The sequence below is a fragment of the Pseudoalteromonas sp. XMcav1-K genome (assembly GCF_044005875.1).
In the GTDB taxonomy this organism is placed as follows: domain Bacteria; phylum Pseudomonadota; class Gammaproteobacteria; order Enterobacterales; family Alteromonadaceae; genus Pseudoalteromonas; species Pseudoalteromonas spongiae.
Window position 1 is genome coordinate 13,202 of sequence record NZ_JBIPJE010000022.1, and the last position, 22,157, is coordinate 35,358.

The 22,157-nt window shown below is 40.2% G+C and carries 20 protein-coding genes; 11 read left to right on the plus strand and 9 right to left on the minus strand.

Features of this window, described 5'->3' with window-relative positions; translation table 11 throughout:
• The first annotated feature begins 150 nt into the window (after positions 1 to 150).
• From cyaY to add, 7 genes are all read left to right on the plus strand, one after another.
• Complete coding sequence (cyaY, locus tag ACHSBP_RS02015; RefSeq protein ID WP_100914077.1) at positions 151 to 471, plus strand: iron donor protein CyaY; 321 nt, start codon at positions 151 to 153, stop codon at positions 469 to 471.
• On the plus strand, positions 472 to 1,128 hold the full coding sequence (locus tag ACHSBP_RS02020; protein ID WP_395388037.1) for an alpha/beta hydrolase: 657 nt from the start codon (positions 472 to 474) through the stop codon (positions 1,126 to 1,128).
• A 9-nt stretch (positions 1,129 to 1,137) separates the two neighbouring features.
• The gene (locus tag ACHSBP_RS02025; protein ID WP_395388038.1) at positions 1,138 to 2,049 is read left to right on the plus strand and encodes a DUF2914 domain-containing protein; all 912 of its coding nucleotides are present in this window, start codon (positions 1,138 to 1,140) and stop codon (positions 2,047 to 2,049) included.
• Between the two features lie 20 nt (positions 2,050 to 2,069).
• Positions 2,070 to 3,005, plus strand: coding sequence for a hydroxymethylbilane synthase (gene hemC / locus ACHSBP_RS02030; protein ID WP_010562322.1), 936 nt, complete (start codon positions 2,070 to 2,072; stop codon positions 3,003 to 3,005).
• 12 nt (positions 3,006 to 3,017) lie between these two features.
• Entirely contained in the window at positions 3,018 to 4,835 is a 1,818-nt protein-coding gene (locus ACHSBP_RS02035; protein ID WP_395388039.1) for a uroporphyrinogen-III C-methyltransferase, read from the plus strand.
• Positions 4,832 to 5,944 (plus strand): heme biosynthesis HemY N-terminal domain-containing protein, encoded by a 1,113-nt coding sequence (locus ACHSBP_RS02040; protein WP_395388040.1) that lies wholly within the window; start codon positions 4,832 to 4,834, stop codon positions 5,942 to 5,944. Before ACHSBP_RS02035 ends, ACHSBP_RS02040 begins: the two co-directional genes overlap by 4 nt.
• 321 nt (positions 5,945 to 6,265) lie before the next feature.
• Positions 6,266 to 7,261: an adenosine deaminase gene (gene add, locus ACHSBP_RS02045; protein WP_010562319.1), complete on the plus strand. Its 996-nt coding sequence runs from the start codon at positions 6,266 to 6,268 to the stop codon at positions 7,259 to 7,261.
• 242 nt (positions 7,262 to 7,503) lie between these two features.
• Here add and ACHSBP_RS02050 read toward each other — a convergent pair whose 3' ends face one another.
• From ACHSBP_RS02050 to ubiD, 6 genes are all read right to left on the minus strand, one after another.
• A complete protein-coding gene (locus ACHSBP_RS02050; RefSeq protein ID WP_395388041.1) occupies positions 7,504 to 9,402 on the minus strand; it encodes an ankyrin repeat domain-containing protein in 1,899 nt (632 codons plus the stop codon).
• A gap of 14 nt (positions 9,403 to 9,416) precedes the next feature.
• Positions 9,417 to 9,803 (minus strand): hypothetical protein, encoded by a 387-nt coding sequence (locus ACHSBP_RS02055; RefSeq protein ID WP_010562317.1) that lies wholly within the window; start codon positions 9,801 to 9,803, stop codon positions 9,417 to 9,419.
• A gap of 443 nt (positions 9,804 to 10,246) precedes the next feature.
• Positions 10,247 to 10,936 carry a YafY family protein gene (locus tag ACHSBP_RS02060; RefSeq protein WP_010562316.1) on the minus strand — a complete coding sequence of 230 codons (690 nt, stop codon included), beginning with the start codon at positions 10,934 to 10,936 and terminating at the stop codon, positions 10,247 to 10,249.
• A gap of 32 nt (positions 10,937 to 10,968) precedes the next feature.
• Positions 10,969 to 11,286 carry a hypothetical protein gene (locus ACHSBP_RS02065; RefSeq protein WP_040642321.1) on the minus strand — a complete coding sequence of 106 codons (318 nt, stop codon included), beginning with the start codon at positions 11,284 to 11,286 and terminating at the stop codon, positions 10,969 to 10,971.
• A 121-nt stretch (positions 11,287 to 11,407) separates the two neighbouring features.
• The gene (gene fre / locus ACHSBP_RS02070; protein ID WP_010562314.1) at positions 11,408 to 12,121 is read right to left on the minus strand and encodes an NAD(P)H-flavin reductase; all 714 of its coding nucleotides are present in this window, start codon (positions 12,119 to 12,121) and stop codon (positions 11,408 to 11,410) included.
• Between the two features lie 34 nt (positions 12,122 to 12,155).
• On the minus strand, positions 12,156 to 13,628 hold the full coding sequence (gene ubiD / locus ACHSBP_RS02075) for a 4-hydroxy-3-polyprenylbenzoate decarboxylase (RefSeq protein WP_010562313.1): 1,473 nt from the start codon (positions 13,626 to 13,628) through the stop codon (positions 12,156 to 12,158).
• Positions 13,629 to 13,800: 172 nt separating this feature from the next.
• Here ubiD and ACHSBP_RS02080 point away from each other — a divergent pair, with 172 nt between their 5' ends.
• Both ACHSBP_RS02080 and ACHSBP_RS02085 read left to right on the plus strand, forming a co-directional pair.
• A complete protein-coding gene (locus ACHSBP_RS02080) occupies positions 13,801 to 14,319 on the plus strand; it encodes an outer membrane beta-barrel protein (protein WP_010562312.1) in 519 nt (172 codons plus the stop codon).
• Positions 14,320 to 14,331: 12 nt separating this feature from the next.
• Positions 14,332 to 15,600 (plus strand): Ig-like domain-containing protein, encoded by a 1,269-nt coding sequence (locus ACHSBP_RS02085; protein ID WP_395388042.1) that lies wholly within the window; start codon positions 14,332 to 14,334, stop codon positions 15,598 to 15,600.
• A gap of 86 nt (positions 15,601 to 15,686) precedes the next feature.
• On the opposite strand, the gene ACHSBP_RS02090 is transcribed toward ACHSBP_RS02085, so the two are convergent.
• The 3 genes from ACHSBP_RS02090 to trxA form a co-directional block, all read right to left on the minus strand.
• On the minus strand, positions 15,687 to 16,817 hold the full coding sequence (locus ACHSBP_RS02090) for a methyl-accepting chemotaxis protein (RefSeq protein ID WP_233430442.1): 1,131 nt from the start codon (positions 16,815 to 16,817) through the stop codon (positions 15,687 to 15,689).
• Between the two features lie 216 nt (positions 16,818 to 17,033).
• A complete protein-coding gene (gene rho, locus ACHSBP_RS02095) occupies positions 17,034 to 18,293 on the minus strand; it encodes a transcription termination factor Rho (protein WP_010562309.1) in 1,260 nt (419 codons plus the stop codon).
• Between the two features lie 173 nt (positions 18,294 to 18,466).
• A complete protein-coding gene (gene trxA, locus ACHSBP_RS02100) occupies positions 18,467 to 18,793 on the minus strand; it encodes a thioredoxin TrxA (RefSeq protein WP_010562308.1) in 327 nt (108 codons plus the stop codon).
• A 91-nt stretch (positions 18,794 to 18,884) separates the two neighbouring features.
• Between trxA and rhlB the strand changes: the two genes are divergently transcribed.
• Complete coding sequence (rhlB, locus tag ACHSBP_RS02105; protein ID WP_010562307.1) at positions 18,885 to 20,141, plus strand: ATP-dependent RNA helicase RhlB; 1,257 nt, start codon at positions 18,885 to 18,887, stop codon at positions 20,139 to 20,141.
• An 18-nt stretch (positions 20,142 to 20,159) separates the two neighbouring features.
• Positions 20,160 to 21,662 carry a guanosine-5'-triphosphate,3'-diphosphate diphosphatase gene (gene gppA, locus ACHSBP_RS02110; protein WP_010562306.1) on the plus strand — a complete coding sequence of 501 codons (1,503 nt, stop codon included), beginning with the start codon at positions 20,160 to 20,162 and terminating at the stop codon, positions 21,660 to 21,662.
• The last annotated feature ends 495 nt before the right edge of the window (positions 21,663 to 22,157 follow it).

Here is a 22,157-nt window from a genome sequence, read left to right on the forward strand (position 1 = left end):
TCGTCTGTTTATAAAACTTATTACTGACAAGTGAATGCCACGGTTGGTATTATTGAATAGAGATTATCAGAAAAAAGCGCAAAAACGCAGGATATTGACGTTTTTTCTTATGCTTTATTGGCATCAAAAAATCAATTTGGAAATTTAGCTATGACAGACCAAGAATACCATCAGTTAATCGATGATTTGTTTATTAACTTAGAAGAGCAAGTTGATGCCTGCGAGGTCGACTTAGACTATGAATCTGCCTCGGGAATTTTAGAAATTATTTTTCCTGATAACAGTAAGATCATTCTTAATAAACAAGCGCCTTTACAACAGTTGTGGGTAGCAACTAAGTTTAATGGTCACCATTTTGAGCGCCATGGTGATAAATGGATTGATAACCGTAGTGGCTCTGAGTTCTGGCAATTTATGAATGATGCCGCGAGCAAACAAGCGGGTACAAGCATTACATGGGAAGCTGAATAAATGAGTTTAGACGCAGTAATTATTGAGCCGCAATCAAGTCACAAAGCAACGGTAATTTGGTTGCACGGTTTAGGTGACTCAGGTGATGGTTTTGCACCTATCGTACCGGAAATTAATTTACCTGCAGAACTGGGTGTAAAATTTATTTTTCCACACGCACCAACTCAACCGGTCACCATAAATGGTGGCATGGCGATGCGCTCATGGTATGACATTAAATCTCTTGATCTAGATAAACGCGCCGATGAACAAGGTGTGCAACAATCTGCTGCGGCAGTACAACAATTAATTGATGCTGAAATCGACAATGGTATTGCGCCTAGCAATATTATTTTGGCGGGTTTTTCGCAAGGTGGCGTTGTGTCATTGTATTTAGCACCTCGCTTACCATATCAGTTGGCGGGTGTTATGGCGCTTTCTACCTATATGTGTGAGCCTGCTAAACTTAAACTCGAAAAGCAGCAAGCAAGCTTAAATGTATTTATGGCTCATGGCAGTTTTGACGACGTGGTACCAACAGGCGCAGGAAAAGCAGCACATCAAACATTACTTGAATTGGGTTATGAAGTTAGTTGGCAGGAATACCCAATGGCACACCAAGTGTGTTTAGAGGAAATTAAGGCGATCCGTACTTGGTTGGTTTCGCGCTTAAACTAGGAAGGAATAGTGGCACAAAAGATAAAAATTACGGCGACATTGGCTAATAAGCAAAACAAATCCGCGCAAAATGCACAACCGAGCGAAGTTGAGTACCAATGGCGCTGGGCGCGTGTTTTTGCGGCGCTGTTGTTGGTGGTAGTCGTATTAGTTTTGGCAACTATGTACTTATTTCCAAATACGGAATATCCAAAAGAAACGAGTCAATCATTAACAAAAGCCAGTGTGCAACAAGGCAGCTCAACTGTTGTGAAAACGATAACATCGGCTGTAAATAATGCTAAAAACACTGATAATGAAACCGAAAAGGTTGGTTTAAGCCAGTCTTCGTCAGCTGAATTACCAATTGAGAAAGCTTCTGTAACTCAACCTGCGATTGAACAGCGAGTCGAGCTAGAGCTTAGCAATCCTAGGGATGTTGATAACAGTGAAGCGGTTGTTAGTGAAAGCGTGACGAATAATAGTCTGCCAAACACAGCCGAAAATAGCGATGAGTTATTAGAGCAGGCTGTGAACGTCGATATTGAACAGCAAGCAAACGAAAACAGTAATGCCGACTTAGCAGATATTGCACTTGGCGCAAAAATGAATACCCAAAGTGTAACGCGAGCATTGTTATCGCGTGATATTAAAGCGCGAGAGCCAGTTGATATTATTGGTGAACGAATCGCAAGGGCGAGCTTTACCAAGAAATTGTATTTCTTTACTGAAGTAAACGGCTTAAAAGGCAAAGTGGTGCGCCACAAGTGGTATTTTCAAGATCAACTGCAAGCGGATGTTGAACTTTCAATATTTGCAGAGCGATACCGTACCTATTCATCAAAAAATATAGCGGCACTGCAATTAGGCGAGTGGCGTGTAGAATTAATTGCCGACGGAAAAACGTTGGCGAGCAAGCAATTTAAAGTAACTGACCAGTAGCGAGTCAGTGTAGGAAAATTATGTCTCAAGATAATCCAATTATTCGTATTGCAACGCGCAAAAGCGCGTTGGCTCTTTGGCAAGCAGAGTTTGTAAAAGCTGAACTGGAAAAGCACCATGCTAATTTAACGGTTGAGCTTGTGCCTATGTCGACTCAAGGCGATAAAATTTTAGACACACCACTGGCGAAAATCGGTGGTAAAGGCCTATTTGTTAAAGAGCTTGAAGTCGCTATGATGGAAGGTCGCGCAGATATTGCCGTTCACTCGATGAAAGACGTTCCGGTTGAATTCCCTGATGGACTAGAACTGCACACAATTTGTGAACGTGAAGATCCACGAGATGCATTTGTATCAAACAACTTTAAGTCGCTAGCTGATTTGCCTCAAGGAGCAATTGTTGGTACATCGAGCCTACGTCGTCAGTGTCAGTTAAAAGCGGCGCGCCCTGATCTCGAAATTAGAGATTTACGCGGTAACGTAAATACGCGTTTAGCAAAACTAGATGCCGGTGAATACGATGCAATTATTCTAGCCGCTGCTGGTCTTATTCGTTTAGAAATGCCAGAACGCATTGCTGATTTTATTGCTGCTGAAGACTCATTACCTGCAAATGGTCAAGGTGCGGTAGGCATTGAGTGTCGTAGCGATGACGAAACAACTAAAGCGTTACTTGCGCCACTTGAGCACACAGAAACGCGCTATCGTGTACTAGCAGAGCGCGCAATGAACCGTAAGTTACAAGGTGGTTGTCAAGTTCCGATTGGTGCATTTGCAACGGTTGAAGGGGAAACACTAACACTACGCGGTTTAGTGGGCGCGTTAGATGGCTCGGTAATTTTGCAGCATACACTGGCAGGTAATGTAGCAAATGCAGAACAAATCGGCGAGCAAGTAGCTGATAACTTATTATCGCAAGGTGCTGATAAAATTCTTGCTGAAGTTTACGGTAACTAACAAGGAGTGCATGTGACACATATCTTACTCACACGGCCAGAGGAAAAGAGCCAACAATTAGCTGAGCGCCTATCAAATATGGCGATTAAAAGCACCATTCAACCATTACTGGCGCTTGAAGCAATTGCAGTGAGTGAACAGCAACTTGCTATGCTTGAAAGCGCCGATATTGTGCTTTTTGTGTCACAAGATGCCGCACGTTTTTTACATGCGTTAAAACCTGAGCTAGCAAAACATAGCCACTGTTTAGCTGTTGGTAAAAGTACCGCTGAAACGGTAACCGAACTGTTTAACAAGCCGTGTGCTAGCCCGCTGGTTGAAACCAGTGAAGGTTTGCTTGCCATGCCAGAGCTCAACAATGTGGCAAGTAAACAAATTGTATTGGTAAAAGGCAAAGGTGGGCGCAATAAGTTAGCGCAAGAATTAAAAGCGCGCGAAGCGATTTTTCAGCCGCTAGCCGTTTACCAGCGTTTGGCGAATGCTAACTTAAATGACGCAATGGCGGCTAATTGGCAAGCGAATGGTATAGATGCCATTGTTTTAACGAGCAATGCAAGTATCGATAGCTTTTTAGCAATAGCGACAAATAAAACCTGGTTATCGCAGCTAACCGTTTACTTGGTAAGTGAGCGCTGCGTTAACTACTTGCAAGAAAAAGCCAATGTAAAACACATTATTAATTGCCAAGGTGCTGATAATGATAGCATTATCAATGCCATTGCAGGTCAACATAAACATCAACAGAGTCACGCTATGGAACAAGAAAAAGACATAACGGCAAAGAGTACGATTAGCGAAAAGCCAACAAGTAAGGCGCAAACTACGAGCAATAGCGCGTCAAAACCAGCCGTGGCAAAGCAATCAGGTTCAGGCAAGGCAATTGCTGTTGTTGCGTTGTTGGCATCACTTACTGCGGTTGGTGGATTAGGGTACGGCTATACCTTATTTCAACAACAGAAAAATTTTCTCGTTAAGTTAAATAACAAAAACAACACGCTCGCTGAACAGATTGCCCAAGTTAATACACAGGCGTTGGCATTAAAAAATCAAAATCAACAATTGCAGAATGCATTATCGGCTCAGGTATCTGAGGCAGAGCTGGCGCTTAATGAAAAAATTGCTCAACAGTTACATGCTGCTAACCAACAAACACCAGAGCTAAATCGTGAAGAAGTGAAAAGCCTTTACCGCATGGCAGAATTTAAGGCGTTGGTGCAAAATGATTATCTAGGCGCTGCGGCAATGCTGGCACGTTTAGATGTACTGCTTGAAAACTTTCCGGGTACTCAGCAAGCTAGAGCGGCACTACATCAAGATATTCAAGCATTACAAGCAGTACAAACGGCTGATGTTGAAGGTTTATATTTAAAGTTGTCTGGGTTAATCGCTAATCTTGATGAGCTACCGCTTAATATGGTGGTGCTACCGGAAGAAGCTGATAAAGTTGATCCGCAGGCGCTTTCAAATAATGTGGATGATTGGCAGTCAAATTTAAAACGCAGTTGGGATTTGCTGGTGGATGACTTTATTAAAGTGCGCAAACGCACAGCGCCGATAGAGCCGTTATTAAGCCAAGAAGAGCAAGCATTAATCAGACATCAATTACGTTTTTATATGGCACAAGCACAAACTGCGCTTACTAAGCAGCAGCCAGCCATTTTCTCTACAGCACTGCAACAAGCACAAAACGTAGTTAAAAATTATTATGATGTGCAAGCTGCGAATGTAAAATACCTTAATAATCAATTGAGTGAATTAAATTCTAGGCCTCTTGTGTTCACACCAGAGATTACCTTTAATTCTGCAGCTGCAATTAAGGAGCTACTATGAGCAAGGCAATTATCACGGTTGTTATTGCATTAGTTGTACTTGCGCTCGCGCCAGTGGCTATAGGTGAAAAAGGTTATGTGCTAATTGCTTTTAACGACTACACCATTGAAGGCACGATCACCGCATTTGTAATAGCAATTATTTTGCTAGCGGCGTTTAGTTTTGTGCTTTTTAAATTGCTGCGTTATGTTTTATCACTGTATGGTATTACTCGTTTTAAATGGGCATCGCGCGCCGATAAACGCAAGTTAAGTAATTTAAAAACGGGCGTTTGGCAGTTTATAAACCGTGATTTTACTGGCGCACAGCAAAGTCTTGCAAAAGCCCATGTACCAGCAGGTTGGGAAAGCATTGCACAAGCCATTTCAGCACGAGCCGCGTTAGAAAGTGGTAATAAAGCCGATGCGCGATTACATCTCGAAAAAGTTGCGCAGCAAGACGCATCAAATATTGCGCAAATGCTGGTGGAAAGTGAGCAAGCTGAGCTTGCCAAAGAAAGCATGGAGCAAATAACTAAGAACAAAAAAGCGACTAATTTAGAACTGGCTAATTTTGCCGAGTACTTAGTAGCCCAACAAGATTGGTCAACGCTTAATGATCAGCTAAGTCGTTTTGAGAAAAAACATGCGCTTAGTGATGAGCAGTGGCAACAGTTATTTGAACGTTATTTTGCAGCGTTAGACTTAAATGCATTAAACAGTGCTTACGGTAAATTACCGAAGAAACTCAAAGAAAAAGCAGAGTTTCATTACCTTACTAATCTTGCTTCATTTTCCCCAGAGCAAACCGATAAGTGTTTATTAAAACTAGCGAAGGGTGATAAATACCGCGAGGTGTGGCAAATCCTCAGTAAGTGCAACAATACTAAATTGTTTGACACACAAAAGTTTATTCAAAGCCGATTAAAGAAGTTACCGGAAGATGAAACACTATTGCTAACGCTGGCTTACATCGCTAAAGCGCAAGGTGATTTTGAGCTTGCCTGCAAGGTATTTAACAAAGTGTTGAGCAGAGAAAACGCAAACAAGCATTGGCGTGTTGCGGCTGAGTGTTTTAATCAAACAGGGCAACTTGATAAAGCAATTTCGCTCTATCAAACCTATGCTTAATACCAATTCTATTAAGTATGTGATCAGGGATAGCGCTGGATAAATGAAATGGTAACAAGGCGGGATTTTCCTTATGCAGTTGTTCTACATTGATAAATTCTAACGCAGTTAGCATGATATTTAGCCCGCTAGGATGATTAGCTACTTAAGTGAATTGGTATAACGTGGCTAAAAATTAAGGTTATGATTAAAAAGCGCCGACGGGCGCTTTTTTTATATTTGTATTTTTACCCAAGCGAGGACCTATGTCCTAAGCAATCCTTGCTTTTATAGCTAAACTACGTAGAATCCGCGCAATTTTAAATTTTTAAGGGTCAAGCCATGATCGATTCAACTCTTCCACTTCTTGATTTACACCGTCACCTTGATGGAAATGTTCGCTCAGAAACCATTTTAGATCTTGGCCTAAAATTTAATATGGATTTGCCAGCAAGCGATGTTGAGTCGCTGCGCCCACATGTACAAGTAATTGAAAATGAGCCCGATTTACTTGGCTTTTTACAAAAACTGGATTGGGGCGTAAAAGTGCTTGGCGATTTAGATGCATGCCGCCGCATTGCCTATGAAAATATGTTTGATGCTAAAGGGCAGGGACTTGATTATGTTGAGCTGCGTTTTAGCCCATTTTATATGGCGCAAACCCACAACCTGAATATTGCAGATGTAGTTGCTGCGGTAATTGACGGCGTAAAAGCGGGTAGCCGCGAGACGGGCGTTCAAGCAAAGTTGATTGGTATTTTATCGCGCACCTTTGGTGTTGAAGCATGCCAAGCGGAACTTGATGGCTTACTGGCGCACAAAAATGAGCTTATTGCACTCGATTTAGCGGGTGATGAGCTTGGCTTCCCAGGTAACTTATTTGAAGGTCATTTTAAACAAGCACGCGATGCAGGTTTACAAATTACCACTCATGCAGGTGAAGCCGCAGGCAGCGAAAGCATTTGGCATGCAATTAAAGAGCTTGGCGCAACACGTATTGGCCACGGTGTAAAAGCAATTGAAGACGTCGCACTGATGGATTACCTACGCGATCACCAAATTGGTGTGGAATCGTGCTTAACCAGTAATATTCAAACCAGCACAGTTGCATCAATGGCAACGCACCCACTAAAACAGTTTTTAGCACATGGTATTTTAGCTACAATTAATACGGATGACCCAAGTGTAAGTAATATTGAAATTCGCCACGAATTTGAGGTGGCAGCACCACAAGCAGGTTTAACACAGGCAGAAATCACGCAAGCACAAAAGAACGCATTACAAATCGCGTTTTTAAGCGATAGCGAGCGTAAAGTGTTAATGGGGAAATACGCGTAATGCTATAGCGTCATTTTTCAAAATAACACACGCCTCCCTGTATTCCTTAAAAGCCCATCCTTGGGCTTTATGTTACTTTTTTATTACAAGATCCCTCTTTCCATTTAAAGACTGTCTGAGGCATTTGAGTTTATTACATCCAAATCAATATTATTTTAAAATTTAATAACTACCAAGAAGGCTTAACTTTCGTTTACAGTTATATTAAATGTACTTAAAATCCCAAAAGCGTTATAGAACTCTTATTCGTAAAGCTCTAGATTAGGTACCTGCTTGATCAGCTTAAAATAATCGCTGATACTCTTTACTTTTATTTCTTTAACTCTTTGTAAATGAGATTTAGAAATTATGTGTCTACTATCAACTAGCTTTTTCGTATAAAAAGCATTAAGGTCTATTTGAGGAAATATTTCCAAAGATAAATCCAAGCCATCCATTCCATATACATCTGCAGCATAAGGGCTTGCATTTGCATTTAACAAATACAAAAAAACAGCTTTCGACTGTAGCATAATTGAATAATGTAGAGGTCTTAGATTGGACGAGTCAGCGTTATTTATAGAGGCCCCATGCTGCACTAATAAATGAGCGACTTGTTCACTTCCAGAAGATGCAATGTAAAACCAAATATTTTCGGGTATGGTTGCACCAAGAGCAAGTGTTTCTTGAATTACTTTTAGATTCCCCTGCTGAGTTGCTATTATAAGGGTTATGTCGATTGCTTCTTTTTCTGATTTCAGCGTTTCAGTCAAGGTTTTGATCGTGTTATCAGTATCTAATGTTGACTTAAGGCTTTGCAAAAATTCTAAATCGGTATCTTTCAATTTTTTAAAATGTTTTTCAGCTTTCTCTTTTAAGTTTAGTGTTCTTTGAGCTCTAACAGCTCTCTTACCTGTTAGCCCTCCAATACCAAATAATTCTTGTTCAGAACTTTCCGCTTCTTTTTGGACTAAGGAATTATCCATAACATGCTTTTGATTTTTAACAGTTAAAAGCTGATCGAACTTATTATCAATTTGATTCATCAGCAATGGCAAACAATTTTTACTTAGACGGTTATTAATTGAGTCTAGTGTTAATATACTATCTATACCATGCTGTAACTGGATATTCTCTGTCGTGCTTATTTTCAAAGGCTCATATTTTACAATTTGTTTTCCTGATAAGTTCTTTTTTGCATATTCAAACAAGTGTTTTTTGTTAAATACTGACCTCTCTCCTAAAATATCCATCATTTTCATGTAAGTTATTTGATCCAAAGACCCTTTTTTTCGATAATAAGTAGCTGCGTCTAAAGTTGACCAAGAAAGCTTGTCCGGTCTTAGAGTCACCCCCATATTAATAAACAGTTTTAATGCATCGACATTACCTGCCTTAGCTGCTACAAATGCTAAACTCCTTTTCCTTCCCATTACATCTATACTAGATGATAGATCTACATCTGAATTATTAATCAACAAATTCAAAAAATCTTCTGGGTACATTTTATAAGTTGCGATAGAAAGATCTGAAGCCGTGAATTTATAACCTAAGTTAATTAATTCTAGAGTAATTTCATTCAACAAGCTAAAGTCATTGGTTGCGCTTGCAACAGTTCCCCAAAAATCTAATATATCATTACTGGTGAAGTATTTATTTCTTAAATCATCAACTTCATATCTTTGAAAAAATAACTGATATGAGAACAATAATTCATCGACTAACTTCTTAGTTTTGACCGGACTTAGAACTACTTTTGCTTCAATTTTATTATAGTATGGGGATAATATTTGGTAATTCTCTTGATTTACTAGCAACCTGCCTTTGTAAAGGCCATAATCTGTTACTATAAACAATAGATCCATTATGCCTTCAGAAAATGGCATTCTTTTAAAGTATGTGTTTATATCATTTCTGATTGAGTTCCACTTGTCTTCATTCTCGGAAAGTAGGGTGTTAACTTCGATATCACAGTTATAAGTGTCTTTTTTATAATCCAATAGAACGTTTGCAATACTTATGCTTTGTGAAGCATCCTCACTGTGTATTAGCTTATTTTTAACTTGCTTATAAACAACTTGGTCAGTGCTCTTTTGCTTTTTTATAATCAAGGCTGCGCTTGAAATAGCTATTATTGCAATGAGGATAAATAGTTTTTTCATGCAGGTAACTCAAACTACACATACATGCATCTATTCCAGACTTCTGTGGCATGATTATCACAAGCAGTTGTAAGCTTTTCATTTGCTTCTAAGCCGGAAGAGAAGCAAATTGTTGCGCCTATGGCTCCCGCAAGTGGATTTAGTAGTGCAGCAACTATTGCGCAACCTGCAGTTAACCCTCCGATAGCAGAAACTCCTGAATTGTAACAACTAGTATAGGCTTCAGCCGATTGATCATTACAAAATAATTGGGCTGCTCGAGGTGGAACTTCGGAACCATCATCATCGCCATCCCCCCAATATGCAAAGGCGACATTGGTTACTGAAACGTTATTTCCTTGATACGAAACATTACCAACAAACAGCAAAATCCCCAAAATAGTGTTTATTAATATTTTCATTAACTAAATTCCTTGTTAAATTTCCAAAATAGGTACAAGATAATCTAGGTGCATATTACTTTTCTGTCAATCAATTTTTTGGCTAAATAAAATAGCTCATAGCTCATAGCTCATAGCTCATAGCTCTTTGATCAGCATATAAAAACAGGGGTAAGAGGTTTTTTATTTGACTTTATTAAACTAACTTCCTCGCCGAGTACTTGATTGATTCTTAGGTTTACTCTTTCGCCTATTAATTAAACCTGAAAACAAAGTTTAAGTGTATAATGCTAGACAGAGACTTTGAGTTAGAAAGCGTACAGGGATGATTAGCGCGTTGCTTCATGGTGCAGAGGAATTCGAAAGGGAGATTAGCATTTTTAAAATTCATCCATGAAACTTGGTTCCATCGGTCATCCATGACCTCACTTCCTTAAGCTGCGGAGCGTTGCTTCGGTCTTTCGTCACCCATACTTCTCCTGCACTAGCTTCACATAATGCGCTAGCGATTTATCACCATGGGTGGCAAAAGTCAGTTCCGTAAGTGATACCGCTTGAATGCGGTCTATGCGAAATTCACGATAGTCGTTTCGTAAGCGGCAAAAAGTGATTAACGTCCATTTGCCACCCCAATACACCATGCCTAAAGGTTCAACAAGGCGGGTGGTGGTTTGCTGCTTGGCATCGGAATAATCAATTTTTACACAACGGTGTTGCTCTATGCCTTGGCGTAAGGTGAGGGTAAAGGCTTGTTGCGCTTGGTTGTGACTCCAACCCGATACTAAATAGGGCAGATCATCCACTTTTTGTTTTAAGCTACTTGGTAATACCGCTTCAATTTTAGCGAGTGCAGAATGGGCTTTATCGGCTAAAACAGGATCCGTCCATTCGCTAACCATGCGGCTGCCTAGCATTAAGGCTTGCAGCTCTTCGAGGGTAAACATCATGGGTGGCAGGTCACATTCAGCGATTAAGTACCCAATGCCAGCTTCGCCTTCGATAGGCACGCCCGATGTTTGTAAATGTTGAATATCGCGGTAAATGGTGCGCTCAGATACGTTTAGTTTATCTGCAAGCTGTTTGGCGGTTACAGCAAGGCGGCGGCCTTTAAGTAAGTTAACCAGTTGAAATAAACGCTCAGATTTATGCACCATATTTCCTTAATTTAATGCGCTTTACGTGTTAATTATGCGTCACAAGGTGTTTGTGACACTACATCGTAGTGTTCCAAAATAACACTTTCTTTTTCAATTAACTTGGCAAATTGCTGGCAAATTTCATTTTCATAAAATGCTTCTTGCACACGTTTAGCATCTGCCATGGTGGCAAAGTAAACCACATCAACGTAAATATTGTCGCTTTGTTGTTTGGCAAGTGAGCGGTATAGCACACCAGTTTGGTTATTGAGGAATTGCTGCAATGCGTTATTAGCAGCTGTGAACTCTGCGGCTTGGGTGGTTTCTGCTAATTTAAAGTTTACGATTTCGATTACGTTACTCATCATTTGTCTCCTTTGAAATGATGACGTTATTTAATCAGGCTGTTGTGTCAGGGAGTGTCAGTAGCAAATGATCTCGAAAATAAAAAAGGAGCCAAATGGCTCCTTTTAGTAAATTGCATTCGTATTATTTGATGAATGCAAAGGCATCTGCATACATGTTTTCGCGAATTGCGCCGTGATTAATAAAGTCATCACGTACAGGGCCAATCATATCGAAGCGACCTGCCATATAGATTTCATAAGGCTCTAGCGAAACAATGTCTTTCATTACAGCTTTATGCACATAGCCTGTGTGACCTTGCCATGTGTCAGTTGCGTGCTCTACTACAGGAATAAAGTTGAAGTTAGCTTGGCTTGCAGCCCACTTTTCCATTTCATCTTTTGCGTAAAGTGCTGACTCATCGCGTACACCCCAGTAAAAGAACACAGGGCGTGTTGATTTGATTTCAGCAAGGTGATCGGCCATTGATTTTACGTATGAAAAACCTGTGCCGCCGGCAAGTAACACAAGTGGCAGCTCAGATTCAGTGCGTAGTTGTGAAATGCCTAAGCCCACTTCAAGCTCAGCTTGCGTATTATTCGCAAAGTGCTCTTTTAGGTGATCCAGCGCTTGCATAGCATAGCTGTTTTCTTCTGATGCACCGATATGTAATTCTAATAGCTCTGTTTGGCTTGGGCGGCTTGCGATTGAGAATGCACGCTTATCCTTTTCACCCAATACCAGTTGCAGGTAGTGACCTGCTTCAAATGACACTGGCTCACTTGGTTTTAGTTCAACCTTATAAACAAACTCTGTTAATGGAGTAATGCTTACCACGTTTGCTTTAACTAATTGCATTTTTAAACCTTTTCACGACGCAAGTTTAACTGCGTTACTTTTCTAAAATGTTGAGTGAATCCCAAATTTCATCAACACGTTGTTTGACTTTATCGTCCATTACGATGGGTTCGCCCCATTCGCGGTCGGTTTCGCCTGGCCATTTGTTGGTGGCATCAAGCCCCATTTTTGATCCTAAGCCAGAAATAGGTGAGGCAAAGTCGAGATAATCAATTGGGGTATTTTCAATCATTGTGGTATCGCGGGCAGGATCCATGCGCGTAGTAATTGCCCAAATTACATCGTTCCAGTCGCGCGCATTCACGTCATCATCACACACAATAACGAACTTAGTATACATGAATTGACGTAAGAATGACCAAACACCCATCATTACGCGTTTTGCATGACCTGGATATTGTTTTTTCATGGTGACCACGGCCATACGGTAAGAACAACCTTCAGGTGGCAAGTAGAAATCCACAATTTCAGGGAATTGCTTTTGCAAAATTGGTACAAACACTTCGTTAAGTGCGACACCTAAAATAGCAGGCTCATCAGGTGGACGGCCAGTATAGGTGCTGTGATAGATAGGGTCTTTACGGTGTGTAATATGGGTTACTGTCATGACTGGGAAGTCATCAACTTCGTTATAATAACCAGTGTGGTCGCCATAAGGCCCCTCTGGTGCCATCTCGCCCTGTTCAATATAACCTTCTAATACAAACTCGGCGCTAGCAGGAACTTGCAAGTCGTTCGAAATTGACTTTACCACTTCTGTTTTGCTGCCACGCAATAAACCGGCAAAAGCGTATTCGCTAAGGGTATCAGGTACAGGGGTTACTGCCCCTAAAATGGTTGCAGGGTCGGCCCCAAGTGCTACCGAGACAGGATAAGGTTCACCTGGGTGTTCTTTACACCATTCTTGGTAATCGAGCGCGCCGCCACGGTGTGATAACCAGCGCATAATGATTTTGTTTTTACCAAGTAATTGTTGGCGGTAAATGCCCAAATTTTGGCGCTTTTTATAAGGTCCTTTCGTAACTGTCAAGCCCCAAGTAATTAGTGGCGCAGCATCGCCAGGCCAACAGTGTTGGATTGGTAGCTTAGTTAAATCAACATCATTACCTTCAACAATCACTTGTTGGCATGGTGCTTTCTTAACTTCTTTTGGTGGCATATTGAGTACTTGTTTAAACACAGGTAGTTGGCTTAGCGCATCTTTAATGCCTTTTGGTGGCTCAGGCTCTTTTAAAAAGGCTAAAAGCTTACCAACTTCTCTTAGTTCAGATACATCTTCTTGCCCCATACCTAAAGCAACACGCTCAGGTGTGCCAAATAGATTAGCAAGTACAGGAATAGAATAGCCTTTTGGATTTTCGAAAAGTAGTGCAGGGCCTTTTGCACGCAAAGTGCGGTCGGCTATTTCGGTCATCTCTAAGTAGGTATCAATTTCTTGCTTGATACGTTTTAGCTGACCTTTCTTTTCTAACAGTTCGATAAAGTCCCTGAGGTCTTTATATTTCATAGTATTGTCAGGCTTTTAATAATAAAAATTGATTGGTGATAGTATAACCTTTTGCGCAACTTACGGGCAATTGTATTCCCGAATACATGGTTACAATTGTTTATACTTCTGAGGGTGCTTTTTGGTTTAGCATTCAATAGAATGGGGACACAATTATACAAAAAGGATTTTTATGAAATCTTTAATCTTTACAAGTGCTCTGCTTTTTTGCGGCTCAGCTTTTGCAGCGAATGATATCTATGTTGGATTAGATTACGCGTATAACGATTTTGAAATCGCGGATGAAACGGTGAACCCAAATGCTGTGAATTTAAAAGCAGGTTACGAATTTTTCGACGGTATTTTTTTAGAAGGACAGGTGGCAGTTTCAAGTACGGATGATAACTTGTATCGTATGAACTTCGAGCTAGATAAATCGTATTCTCTATTTGGTCGTTTTGAGTCACCCGCATCTTATGGTTTTAGTGCTGACATTTTACTGGGCTGGAGCTGGAATGACATTGCTGTAACAGGCCCAGAAGAAACATATAACAACATTGATAGTTACAATGGTTTTGCTTGGGGCATAGGTTTGAATCAAGAAATCCCTAGTTTTGAAGAGATTAAAGTCCGCTTGGGATACCAAGTATTGCATTCCGATTCAGACTTAAAACTAGCAAATTATACACTTGGCGTAAGCTATACATTTTAAAGGGAATTGCATATGAAAAAGTTTAAATTATTACCTTTAGCGTTAGCGACCGCAGTTGTACTTTCGGGGTGCAGCGAATCAGACGATCCTGCTGCGTTGGTTAAAGCAGTTAAATTAGAGTCGCAGCGTGCAAATGGTACTATTATCGAAAGCATCGAATTTACTGGTAACGATATTCGTTTACGTCCGGGACAAACTCATCAACTAGTTGCGATGGGTACAGATTCTAAAGGTGATGTTCGAGACGTTTCAAAAGAGGTAACGTGGGTTTCATCAAATACTGATGTTGCTACTATCAACTCAAGTGGTTTGGTAACTGCAGTAAAAACGCTTGAAGATAATCAAGGGTTAGTGACTTTTACAGCAACAACTATCAATGATATTGAAGCAACAACCGAGCTTTCAATTAGCAATAGTAAAGCAACGGCGTTAGATGTTGTTCTTAAAAACTCTGACAGCAATCAAGTTACTACCTGTGTTGATGCGCAACTCGCTGCGACAATTACATATCAAGATGGTTATGTAAGTGCTCCAGATACAAATTTATTAACTTGGCAGCTAGCAGGGTCAGCGACAGCTCGTGTTGATACTAACGGTCTACTATCTACTTCAGCAGAAGACAGTGAAGAGCTGATTATTACCGCAAAGCACACTGATGGTGTAACTGGCAGTGACTCGTTTTCAACATCAATTGCTCAATTAAGCGCGCTTACGATTCAACATTCAGATAATAATATTGAAAGCCTAGCTATGGAGCTTGCTCAACGTGAGTCACTTAAACCTCAGCTAACCTTATTGAATGGTGATACACATATTATTTCAAACAGCGCTATTTGGGCTGCGAGTGATAGTGCTGTTGCTGCAGTTTCAAATGAATCTGAGGTACAAGGCAATATTGTGGCACTAACATCGGGCACGACGAATGTGTTTGCTACTTGTGGTGGTCAACAGGCACAAGTTACTGTTGAAGTAACTGGTGATTCAACATTAAATGGCTTAAAGATTAATACCGGTGCCGAGAGCATTAGTATTAAACAAGGTGCAAAAGTATCTTTGCAGGCATTTGCAGATCTAGCAGACGTATCTGACGACTTTAACGTATCGGAGTTTGCTGGTTGGTCATTTTCTGGTACCGACTTAGTTACATCACAATTTAAGAAGTTAGGTACTAATGAAGCGTATTTAGAAGTGAGTGCATCAAGCTCGAAAACGGGCTCGTTTACCTTAATTTCTAGTTATCGTGGTAAATCAGAAACAATTGATATCACAGTTGTTAAATAAGCTAATCTTTTAATTAACCAGTTCTTTGCTGGTTAATCTGAGATTATGTTTTTACGCACTCAAAGTTAATTGAGTGCGTAAAATTACTAAAATAAGTCTATTTCACCCACTTCGCTAGGCGCTTCAGCGCTCTCTCGCCGCAGTTTAGTTCGTGTACTGGTATTCCACTCTTTATCATTAAAATCAAACAGCTCGAGCTTTTCTCGTAAGCTGGTGGCTAAGTTAAGTAAATCATCACTGGTAACCGATTGGATTTTAGAGTTTGAAAGTGCATCAGTATTTAATTCTATCATGGCATAAACCGATGATTGTGCATCGTCTGACGCGGATCTTTGTTGTTTTACCTGTTGCTGTATTTGTTCAGATAACGAGTGAATCTCATTCATGGCGTGATCTATTTGGTCTATTTCTAAGTTTGCCTGCTGCGATAAATTGACTGTTTGCTGAGTCTCTTCATGTGCTTTCATCATTAACTGATGTACTAAGTCAGTGCCAGATTGAATGCGACTTACCATGGCACTAACTTCTTTGGTCGATTCGCTGGTGCGTGCGGCAAGGTTACGCACTTCATCGGCTACTACTGCAAAACCACGCCCTTGTTCGCCGGCGCGAGCTGCTTCTATGGCGGCATTAAGAGCAAGTAAATTGGTTTGTTCGGCAATGGAGTTGATAACTTCAATAATCGACGTAATTTGGTCACTGTCTTTTTTTAGTTGTTCAAGTTGTTCGCCGGTTTTTTCAATCTTAGTTGCTAGCGATGATAGGCTTTGTTGGCTAAGATCTGCATCGGCGCGTGTTTGCTTTACGGAGTCGTTGGCGTTTGTTACCGCTTGGTAAATTAAAACCAAATTTTCATCTAATTGGGCGGATACTTCCACCATGGCGGACATTGATTGCCCGAGTGTCTCGCCATGGCTATGCTGCATTGTTGCTTTTTGCATTATCGAACTGTACGTATCTTTTAGCTCATTTGCCATTGGATATAACCGTGCTGATGATGCATATACCTCAGTAATTAGATGGTCCATTACTTCAAGCCAGTTATCAATATAGGTGCATTCTTCGGCATAGTCTGTATTGCCGTTATTTTGAAAGCGAAATTTGATGTTTACTTTTGTTGGGTTAGCAACTGCTTGAGAGAAGGATGTTAGAAAGCTTGCGTCGGCTTTTTTACTTTTTTGGCTGTATCCAAATATACCAATAATAACCAGCGACATAATACTTTGCAGTACTAAGTATAGGGTAGAGGCTTCAGCTAAAAACAGGATTAATAGCGAGCACAGTGCAAAAATTATTATGCTTGGAAAGAGTAGTTTATGTATTTGCATAAATCTGAAATTTAACTCTAAGTGTATAATAGTTATAGAACAGATTTTGTATTGGGCAAATAAAAACGCCAGCTAAGTGCTGGCGTTTTTTAAATTATGATGCAATTACTTTCGTTTCATTGAATCGAAGAATTCGTCATTGGTCTTACACATAGCAAGTTTATCAATTAAGAATTCCATTGCGTCGATCTCTGACATTTCGTGTACGATCTTACGGAGAATCCACATCTTCTGAAGTTCGTCAGCTTTGGTAAGTAGTTCTTCACGACGTGTACCTGAGCGGTTGAAGTCGATTGCTGGGAATACACGTTTTTCCGCTATCTTACGGTTAAGGTGTAATTCCATATTACCAGTACCTTTAAACTCTTCGTAGATAACTTCATCCATCTTAGAGCCAGTATCGATAAGCGCTGTAGCAATAATCGTTAAGCTACCGCCTTGTTCAACGTTGCGCGCTGCACCGAAGAAACGCTTAGGCTTATGTAGTGCATTGGCATCAACACCACCAGTAAGTACTTTACCTGATGAAGGGATTACGGTGTTGTAGGCACGTGCTAAACGCGTAATTGAATCAAGTAGAATAACTACGTCTTTTTTGTGCTCTACTAAGCGTTTCGCTTTTTCAATTACCATTTCGGCAACTTGTACGTGACGGCTTGCTGGTTCGTCGAACGTTGAAGCAACTACTTCACCTTTTACAAGGCGTTGCATTTCGGTAACTTCTTCAGGACGCTCATCGATAAGTAAAACGATAAGCTCACACTCAGGGTGGTTTGAGCTAATAGACTGTGCAATGTTTTGTAGCAACATTGTTTTACCCGCTTTTGGCGGAGCTACTAATAGACCACGTTGTCCTTTACCAATTGGCGCTGCTAAATCGATTACACGGGTTGTGATATCTTCAGTACTACCATTACCACGTTCCATACGTAAACGGTCGTTTGCGTGAAGTGGTGTTAAGTTTTCGAAAAGGATCTTAGTACGAGAGTTTTCTGGCTTGTCGAAGTTTACTTCATTAACTTTAAGTAGTGCGAAATAACGTTCGCCATCTTTTGGCGGACGAATTAATCCATTAATTGTGTCACCAGTACGTAAACTAAAGCGTCTGATTTGGCTAGGCGATACATAGATATCATCTGGCCCAGCTAAATAAGAGGCTTCGAAAGAACGAAGGAAGCCAAATCCATCTTGAAGTATTTCTAATACGCCACCGCCATAGATGTTTTCGCCGCTCTTTGCGTGAGCTTTTAAAATGGCAAAAATAATGTCTTGTTTTCTTAAGCGGCCTACATTTTCAAGTCCCATGGACTCAGCTAGTTTTACAAGTTCGTTAATCGACTTATTTTTAAGTTCGCGTAAATGCATATTGGTGGGTTCTTTAATATTTTATTCTCAAGGTTTTTGAGTGGAAGTAATAATGAATAATTACTTAGGATAAATATGATGTAGAAAATAGCAGCTCTTGTTAAAAGCGTCCAGTCTTTATAAAAAATAATCAGTGCAAAAATGAAAAAAGGCTGGTTAAACCAGCCTTTTTCTTATGCGTTCTCTTCTAAAAACTCAACTAGTTGAGTTTTAGATAGTGCACCAACTTTAGTTGCAGCAACTTGACCGTCTTTGAACAGTAGTAATGTAGGAATACCACGAATACCAAACTTTGGCGGCGTGCCAGAGTTTTGGTCAATGTTTAATTTACCGATCGTTACACGACCAGCAAATTCTTCTGCTACTTCATCAAGAATTGGCGCGATCATTTTACAAGGACCACACCACTCAGCCCAAAAATCAACTAGTACAGGGCCGCTAGCATTAACTACATCAGACTCAAAGCTATCGTCTGTTAGTTGGATAATTTTATCGCTCATTGGGTTCTCCGATAATTTTCGCGAATTTATTTATAGCGTATTTAAACACTATTGTTTCTTATTGCAAGTTTAAGCGTTATGCTTATTCGCTATGAATAAGACACATTTAACCGAAACAAAGTTTGCCGACTTTGATATTGCGCCGGAAGTGGTTGCCGGACTTACTCGCAAAGGCTTTGAACTTTGTACGCCAATTCAGGCAAAAAGTTTACCTTATGCACTACAAAAACGAGATATTGCAGGGCAAGCTCAAACTGGTACAGGTAAAACCATTGCGTTTTTAGCTGCGACTTGTCACCACTTATTGGTCAATAGTAAAGGGGCAAGTAAACACCCAAGAGCGCTTATTATGGCGCCTACTCGGGAGTTAGCGTTACAGATTTATAACGATGCAAAAATATTTGCACCCGACTGTAAACTTAACCTTGGCATTGTATATGGTGGCGAGGAATATGAAAAACAACAGGCACAGTTAGAAAAAGGTGTAGATATTTTAATTGGCACAACAGGCCGATTGATCGATCTATATAAGCAGGGCAATTACAGCCTAAACGATATCGAAGTTGTAGTACTTGATGAAGCTGACCGTATGTTCGATCTTGGCTTTATTAAAGATATTCGCTATTTACTGCGCCGCATGCCTGAAGCGACAGAGCGTTTAAATTTACTGTTCTCGGCTACACTTTCATACCGCGTACAAGAATTAGCGTTTGAGCATATGACCAATCCGATTCATGTGCAGGTTGAGCCTGAGCAAAAAACTAATCAGCGCATTCAAGAAGAGCTTTTCCACACATCTCAAGACGATAAAATTCCACTTCTTCTTACATTAATAGAAGAAGAGTGGCCGGATAAAGCAATTGTATTTGCTAATACAAAACATATGTGTGAAAACGTATATCAGTGGATGAAAGCAGACGGGCACCGTGTAGGTTTACTTACGGGCGACGTTAATCAGAAAAAACGTATTTCAATTTTAAAGCAGTTTACTGATGGTCATTTAGACTTTTTAGTTGCGACCGATGTTGCCGCACGTGGATTACACATTGATGCAGTAAGTCATGTGTTTAACTTTGACTTACCTGATGATTGTGAAGATTATGTTCACCGCATCGGTCGAACTGGTCGTGCAGGTGCTTATGGTCATGCCATTAGCTTTGCTTGTGAGCAATATGCATACAACCTTCAGCCAATTGAAGAGTATATTGACCATGCGATCCCATTGTCACATTATGATAAAACAGCATTGTTAGACGACATTCCTAAGCCGCGTTATAACCGTGCAAAGCGTCCAAATCAAAATAACCGACGCTCAAATAAACCAGCTCAAAGAAGAGCTCATAGTTAGTAGTTTTTTGAGGTATCAATGCTAACCGTTGATAAAGCAAATGATCAGAACTGTTATGCCGTTATAGATTTAGGCTCTAACAGTTTTCATATGTTAATAGCCAAAGCCGTAGCAGGCGACTTGCAAACAATTGGACGTGTTAAACGAAAGGTAAGATTAGCGGCAGGGCTGGATGAAAATAGCCAGTTAAGCATTGAAGCCATGCAAAGAGGGTGGGAATGTCTTTCCCTTTTTGCTGAGCGACTTCAAGATATTCCGAAAGATAATATTACGATTGTTGCTACAGCTACATTACGCTTAGCGGCAAATGCACAGCAATTTGTCGAAAAAGCAGAGCTAATTCTCGGTCATCCAATTCGCGTAATCAGTGGTGAAGAAGAAGCAAAAACAATCTATAAAGGGGTGGCGCACACTTCATCAACACTCGGTAAACAACTGGTTATTGATATCGGTGGTGCCAGTACAGAAGTGGTGATTGGCGATGGCTTTGATCCTCTTTTATATAAAAGCCTAAATATGGGTTGTGTAACCTATCTTGAAAAGTACTTTGAAAATGGCTTGTTAACGCATGATAATTTTGAAGCCGCAACAAATGCAGCAAAAGAAGTTATTGCGCCTGTAGTGGCTGAGTATAAACAACTTGGTTGGTTAAGTGTGTCGGGGGCATCCGGTACGGTTCAAGCTATTCAGGAAATCATGATTGCACAAAGGCAAGATGATTTACTGACGCTTGATAAACTGAATGCCATTAAACACCAAGCTGTTTTATACAAATCGATTGATAAACTCGACCTTCCTGGATTAATGCAAGAACGAAAACTTGTATTTGCATCGGGTCTTTCAATTTTAATCGCATTATTTGAAAGTTTAGATATTGAAGTAATGGGGCTTGCTGGTGGTGCATTAAGGGAGGGAGTCTTGTACTCCATGATCCCGGAGCTACATAATAGCGATATTAGAGAGCGCACAGTTCAAAGCTTTATCAGCCGTTATCATATTGATGCAACACAATCACAACGTGTCGCGGACGTCGCACTTTTATTCGCAAAGCAAGTAAAAGATGATTGGCAGTTGAATGATGAAGACTTATCGATTCTGGACGCTGCTGCGAAGTTACATGAAACAGGCTTATTAATTGGTTATAAAAAGTATGGTCAACATGGCGCATACATAATGACGAATACTGATATGCCAGGTTTTACCAAGGCACAGAAAAACCGTGTTGTTTTTTTAGTTAAGTATCACAAAGAAGATATCGACAAGTTAAACTTTGAGTCATTAGGCTGCTTTTCGGATGTGACATCTAAGTTGCTCCACATATTACGTCTATCCGTTATATTAAGTATGCGTCGAAAAGACGACGTACTACCTGAATTAAAGTTAGTTACATCAAATAATGATCTATCAATTGTTATTCCACATATATGGTTTAGCCAGCACCCGCTAATGCAAGCAGAACTCGAAGCCGAGTGCGAGTATGCACGTAAAGGCGGTCAAACTTTACACATAGCGGTTAACTAAAGCGTAAAAATATGGCGTTTTTGTTAATAAAACGCCACTTTTGTTCGCTAAATGAGCTAACGCACCAAATTTGCAAACTTTCTTTAAAAAAGGGGTTGCGCTCAAATCAAATCTCTCTATAATGCGCCTCCACCAACACGGGGAACGACGCAGCATAGCAGCGAATCACGAGTTAGTTGAGTCAAGTAAAACTGAGTTTTGAACGTTTTCAGAATAAAAAGAAAATAATCAAAATTAAGTGTTGACAAAAAATTAGGAAAGCGTAACATACGCAGCCCTAACAGCGACGAAGCGTCGCGGTAAACACAAGGTTGTTTGCACTGTTCTTTAAAAATTTAAGCAATCATCTGTGTGGGCACTCGTACAGATTAAGTTCTAACATACGCTTTTAAAGCGTAACAAAATTTAGACTTAATTAAACTGAGTGACCAACGGAAATAAACTTTGTTTATTTCAGCACAGTCAATTCGATATCTTTTGATATCAAAATCAGAA

Bases quoted from the DNA above. Each gene is read 5' to 3' on its own strand.
- cyaY (WP_100914077.1), top strand. From the start codon at position 151: ATGACAGACCAAGAATACCATCAGTTAATCGATGATTTGTTTATTAAC.
- ACHSBP_RS02020 (WP_395388037.1), top strand. From the start codon at position 472: ATGAGTTTAGACGCAGTAATTATTGAGCCGCAATCAAGTCACAAAGCA.
- hemC (WP_010562322.1), top strand. From the start codon at position 2,070: ATGTCTCAAGATAATCCAATTATTCGTATTGCAACGCGCAAAAGCGCG.
- ACHSBP_RS02040 (WP_395388040.1), top strand. From the start codon at position 4,832: ATGAGCAAGGCAATTATCACGGTTGTTATTGCATTAGTTGTACTTGCG.
- add (WP_010562319.1), top strand. From the start codon at position 6,266: ATGATCGATTCAACTCTTCCACTTCTTGATTTACACCGTCACCTTGAT.
- ACHSBP_RS02050 (WP_395388041.1), bottom strand. From the start codon at position 9,402: ATGAAAAAACTATTTATCCTCATTGCAATAATAGCTATTTCAAGCGCA.
- ACHSBP_RS02055 (WP_010562317.1), bottom strand. From the start codon at position 9,803: ATGAAAATATTAATAAACACTATTTTGGGGATTTTGCTGTTTGTTGGT.
- ACHSBP_RS02060 (WP_010562316.1), bottom strand. From the start codon at position 10,936: ATGGTGCATAAATCTGAGCGTTTATTTCAACTGGTTAACTTACTTAAA.
- ACHSBP_RS02065 (WP_040642321.1), bottom strand. From the start codon at position 11,286: ATGATGAGTAACGTAATCGAAATCGTAAACTTTAAATTAGCAGAAACC.
- fre (WP_010562314.1), bottom strand. From the start codon at position 12,121: ATGCAATTAGTTAAAGCAAACGTGGTAAGCATTACTCCATTAACAGAG.
- ubiD (WP_010562313.1), bottom strand. From the start codon at position 13,628: ATGAAATATAAAGACCTCAGGGACTTTATCGAACTGTTAGAAAAGAAA.
- ACHSBP_RS02080 (WP_010562312.1), top strand. From the start codon at position 13,801: ATGAAATCTTTAATCTTTACAAGTGCTCTGCTTTTTTGCGGCTCAGCT.
- ACHSBP_RS02085 (WP_395388042.1), top strand. From the start codon at position 14,332: ATGAAAAAGTTTAAATTATTACCTTTAGCGTTAGCGACCGCAGTTGTA.
- ACHSBP_RS02090 (WP_233430442.1), bottom strand. From the start codon at position 16,817: ATGTCGCTGGTTATTATTGGTATATTTGGATACAGCCAAAAAAGTAAA.
- rho (WP_010562309.1), bottom strand. From the start codon at position 18,293: ATGCATTTACGCGAACTTAAAAATAAGTCGATTAACGAACTTGTAAAA.
- trxA (WP_010562308.1), bottom strand. From the start codon at position 18,793: ATGAGCGATAAAATTATCCAACTAACAGACGATAGCTTTGAGTCTGAT.
- rhlB (WP_010562307.1), top strand. From the start codon at position 18,885: ATGAATAAGACACATTTAACCGAAACAAAGTTTGCCGACTTTGATATT.
- gppA (WP_010562306.1), top strand. From the start codon at position 20,160: ATGCTAACCGTTGATAAAGCAAATGATCAGAACTGTTATGCCGTTATA.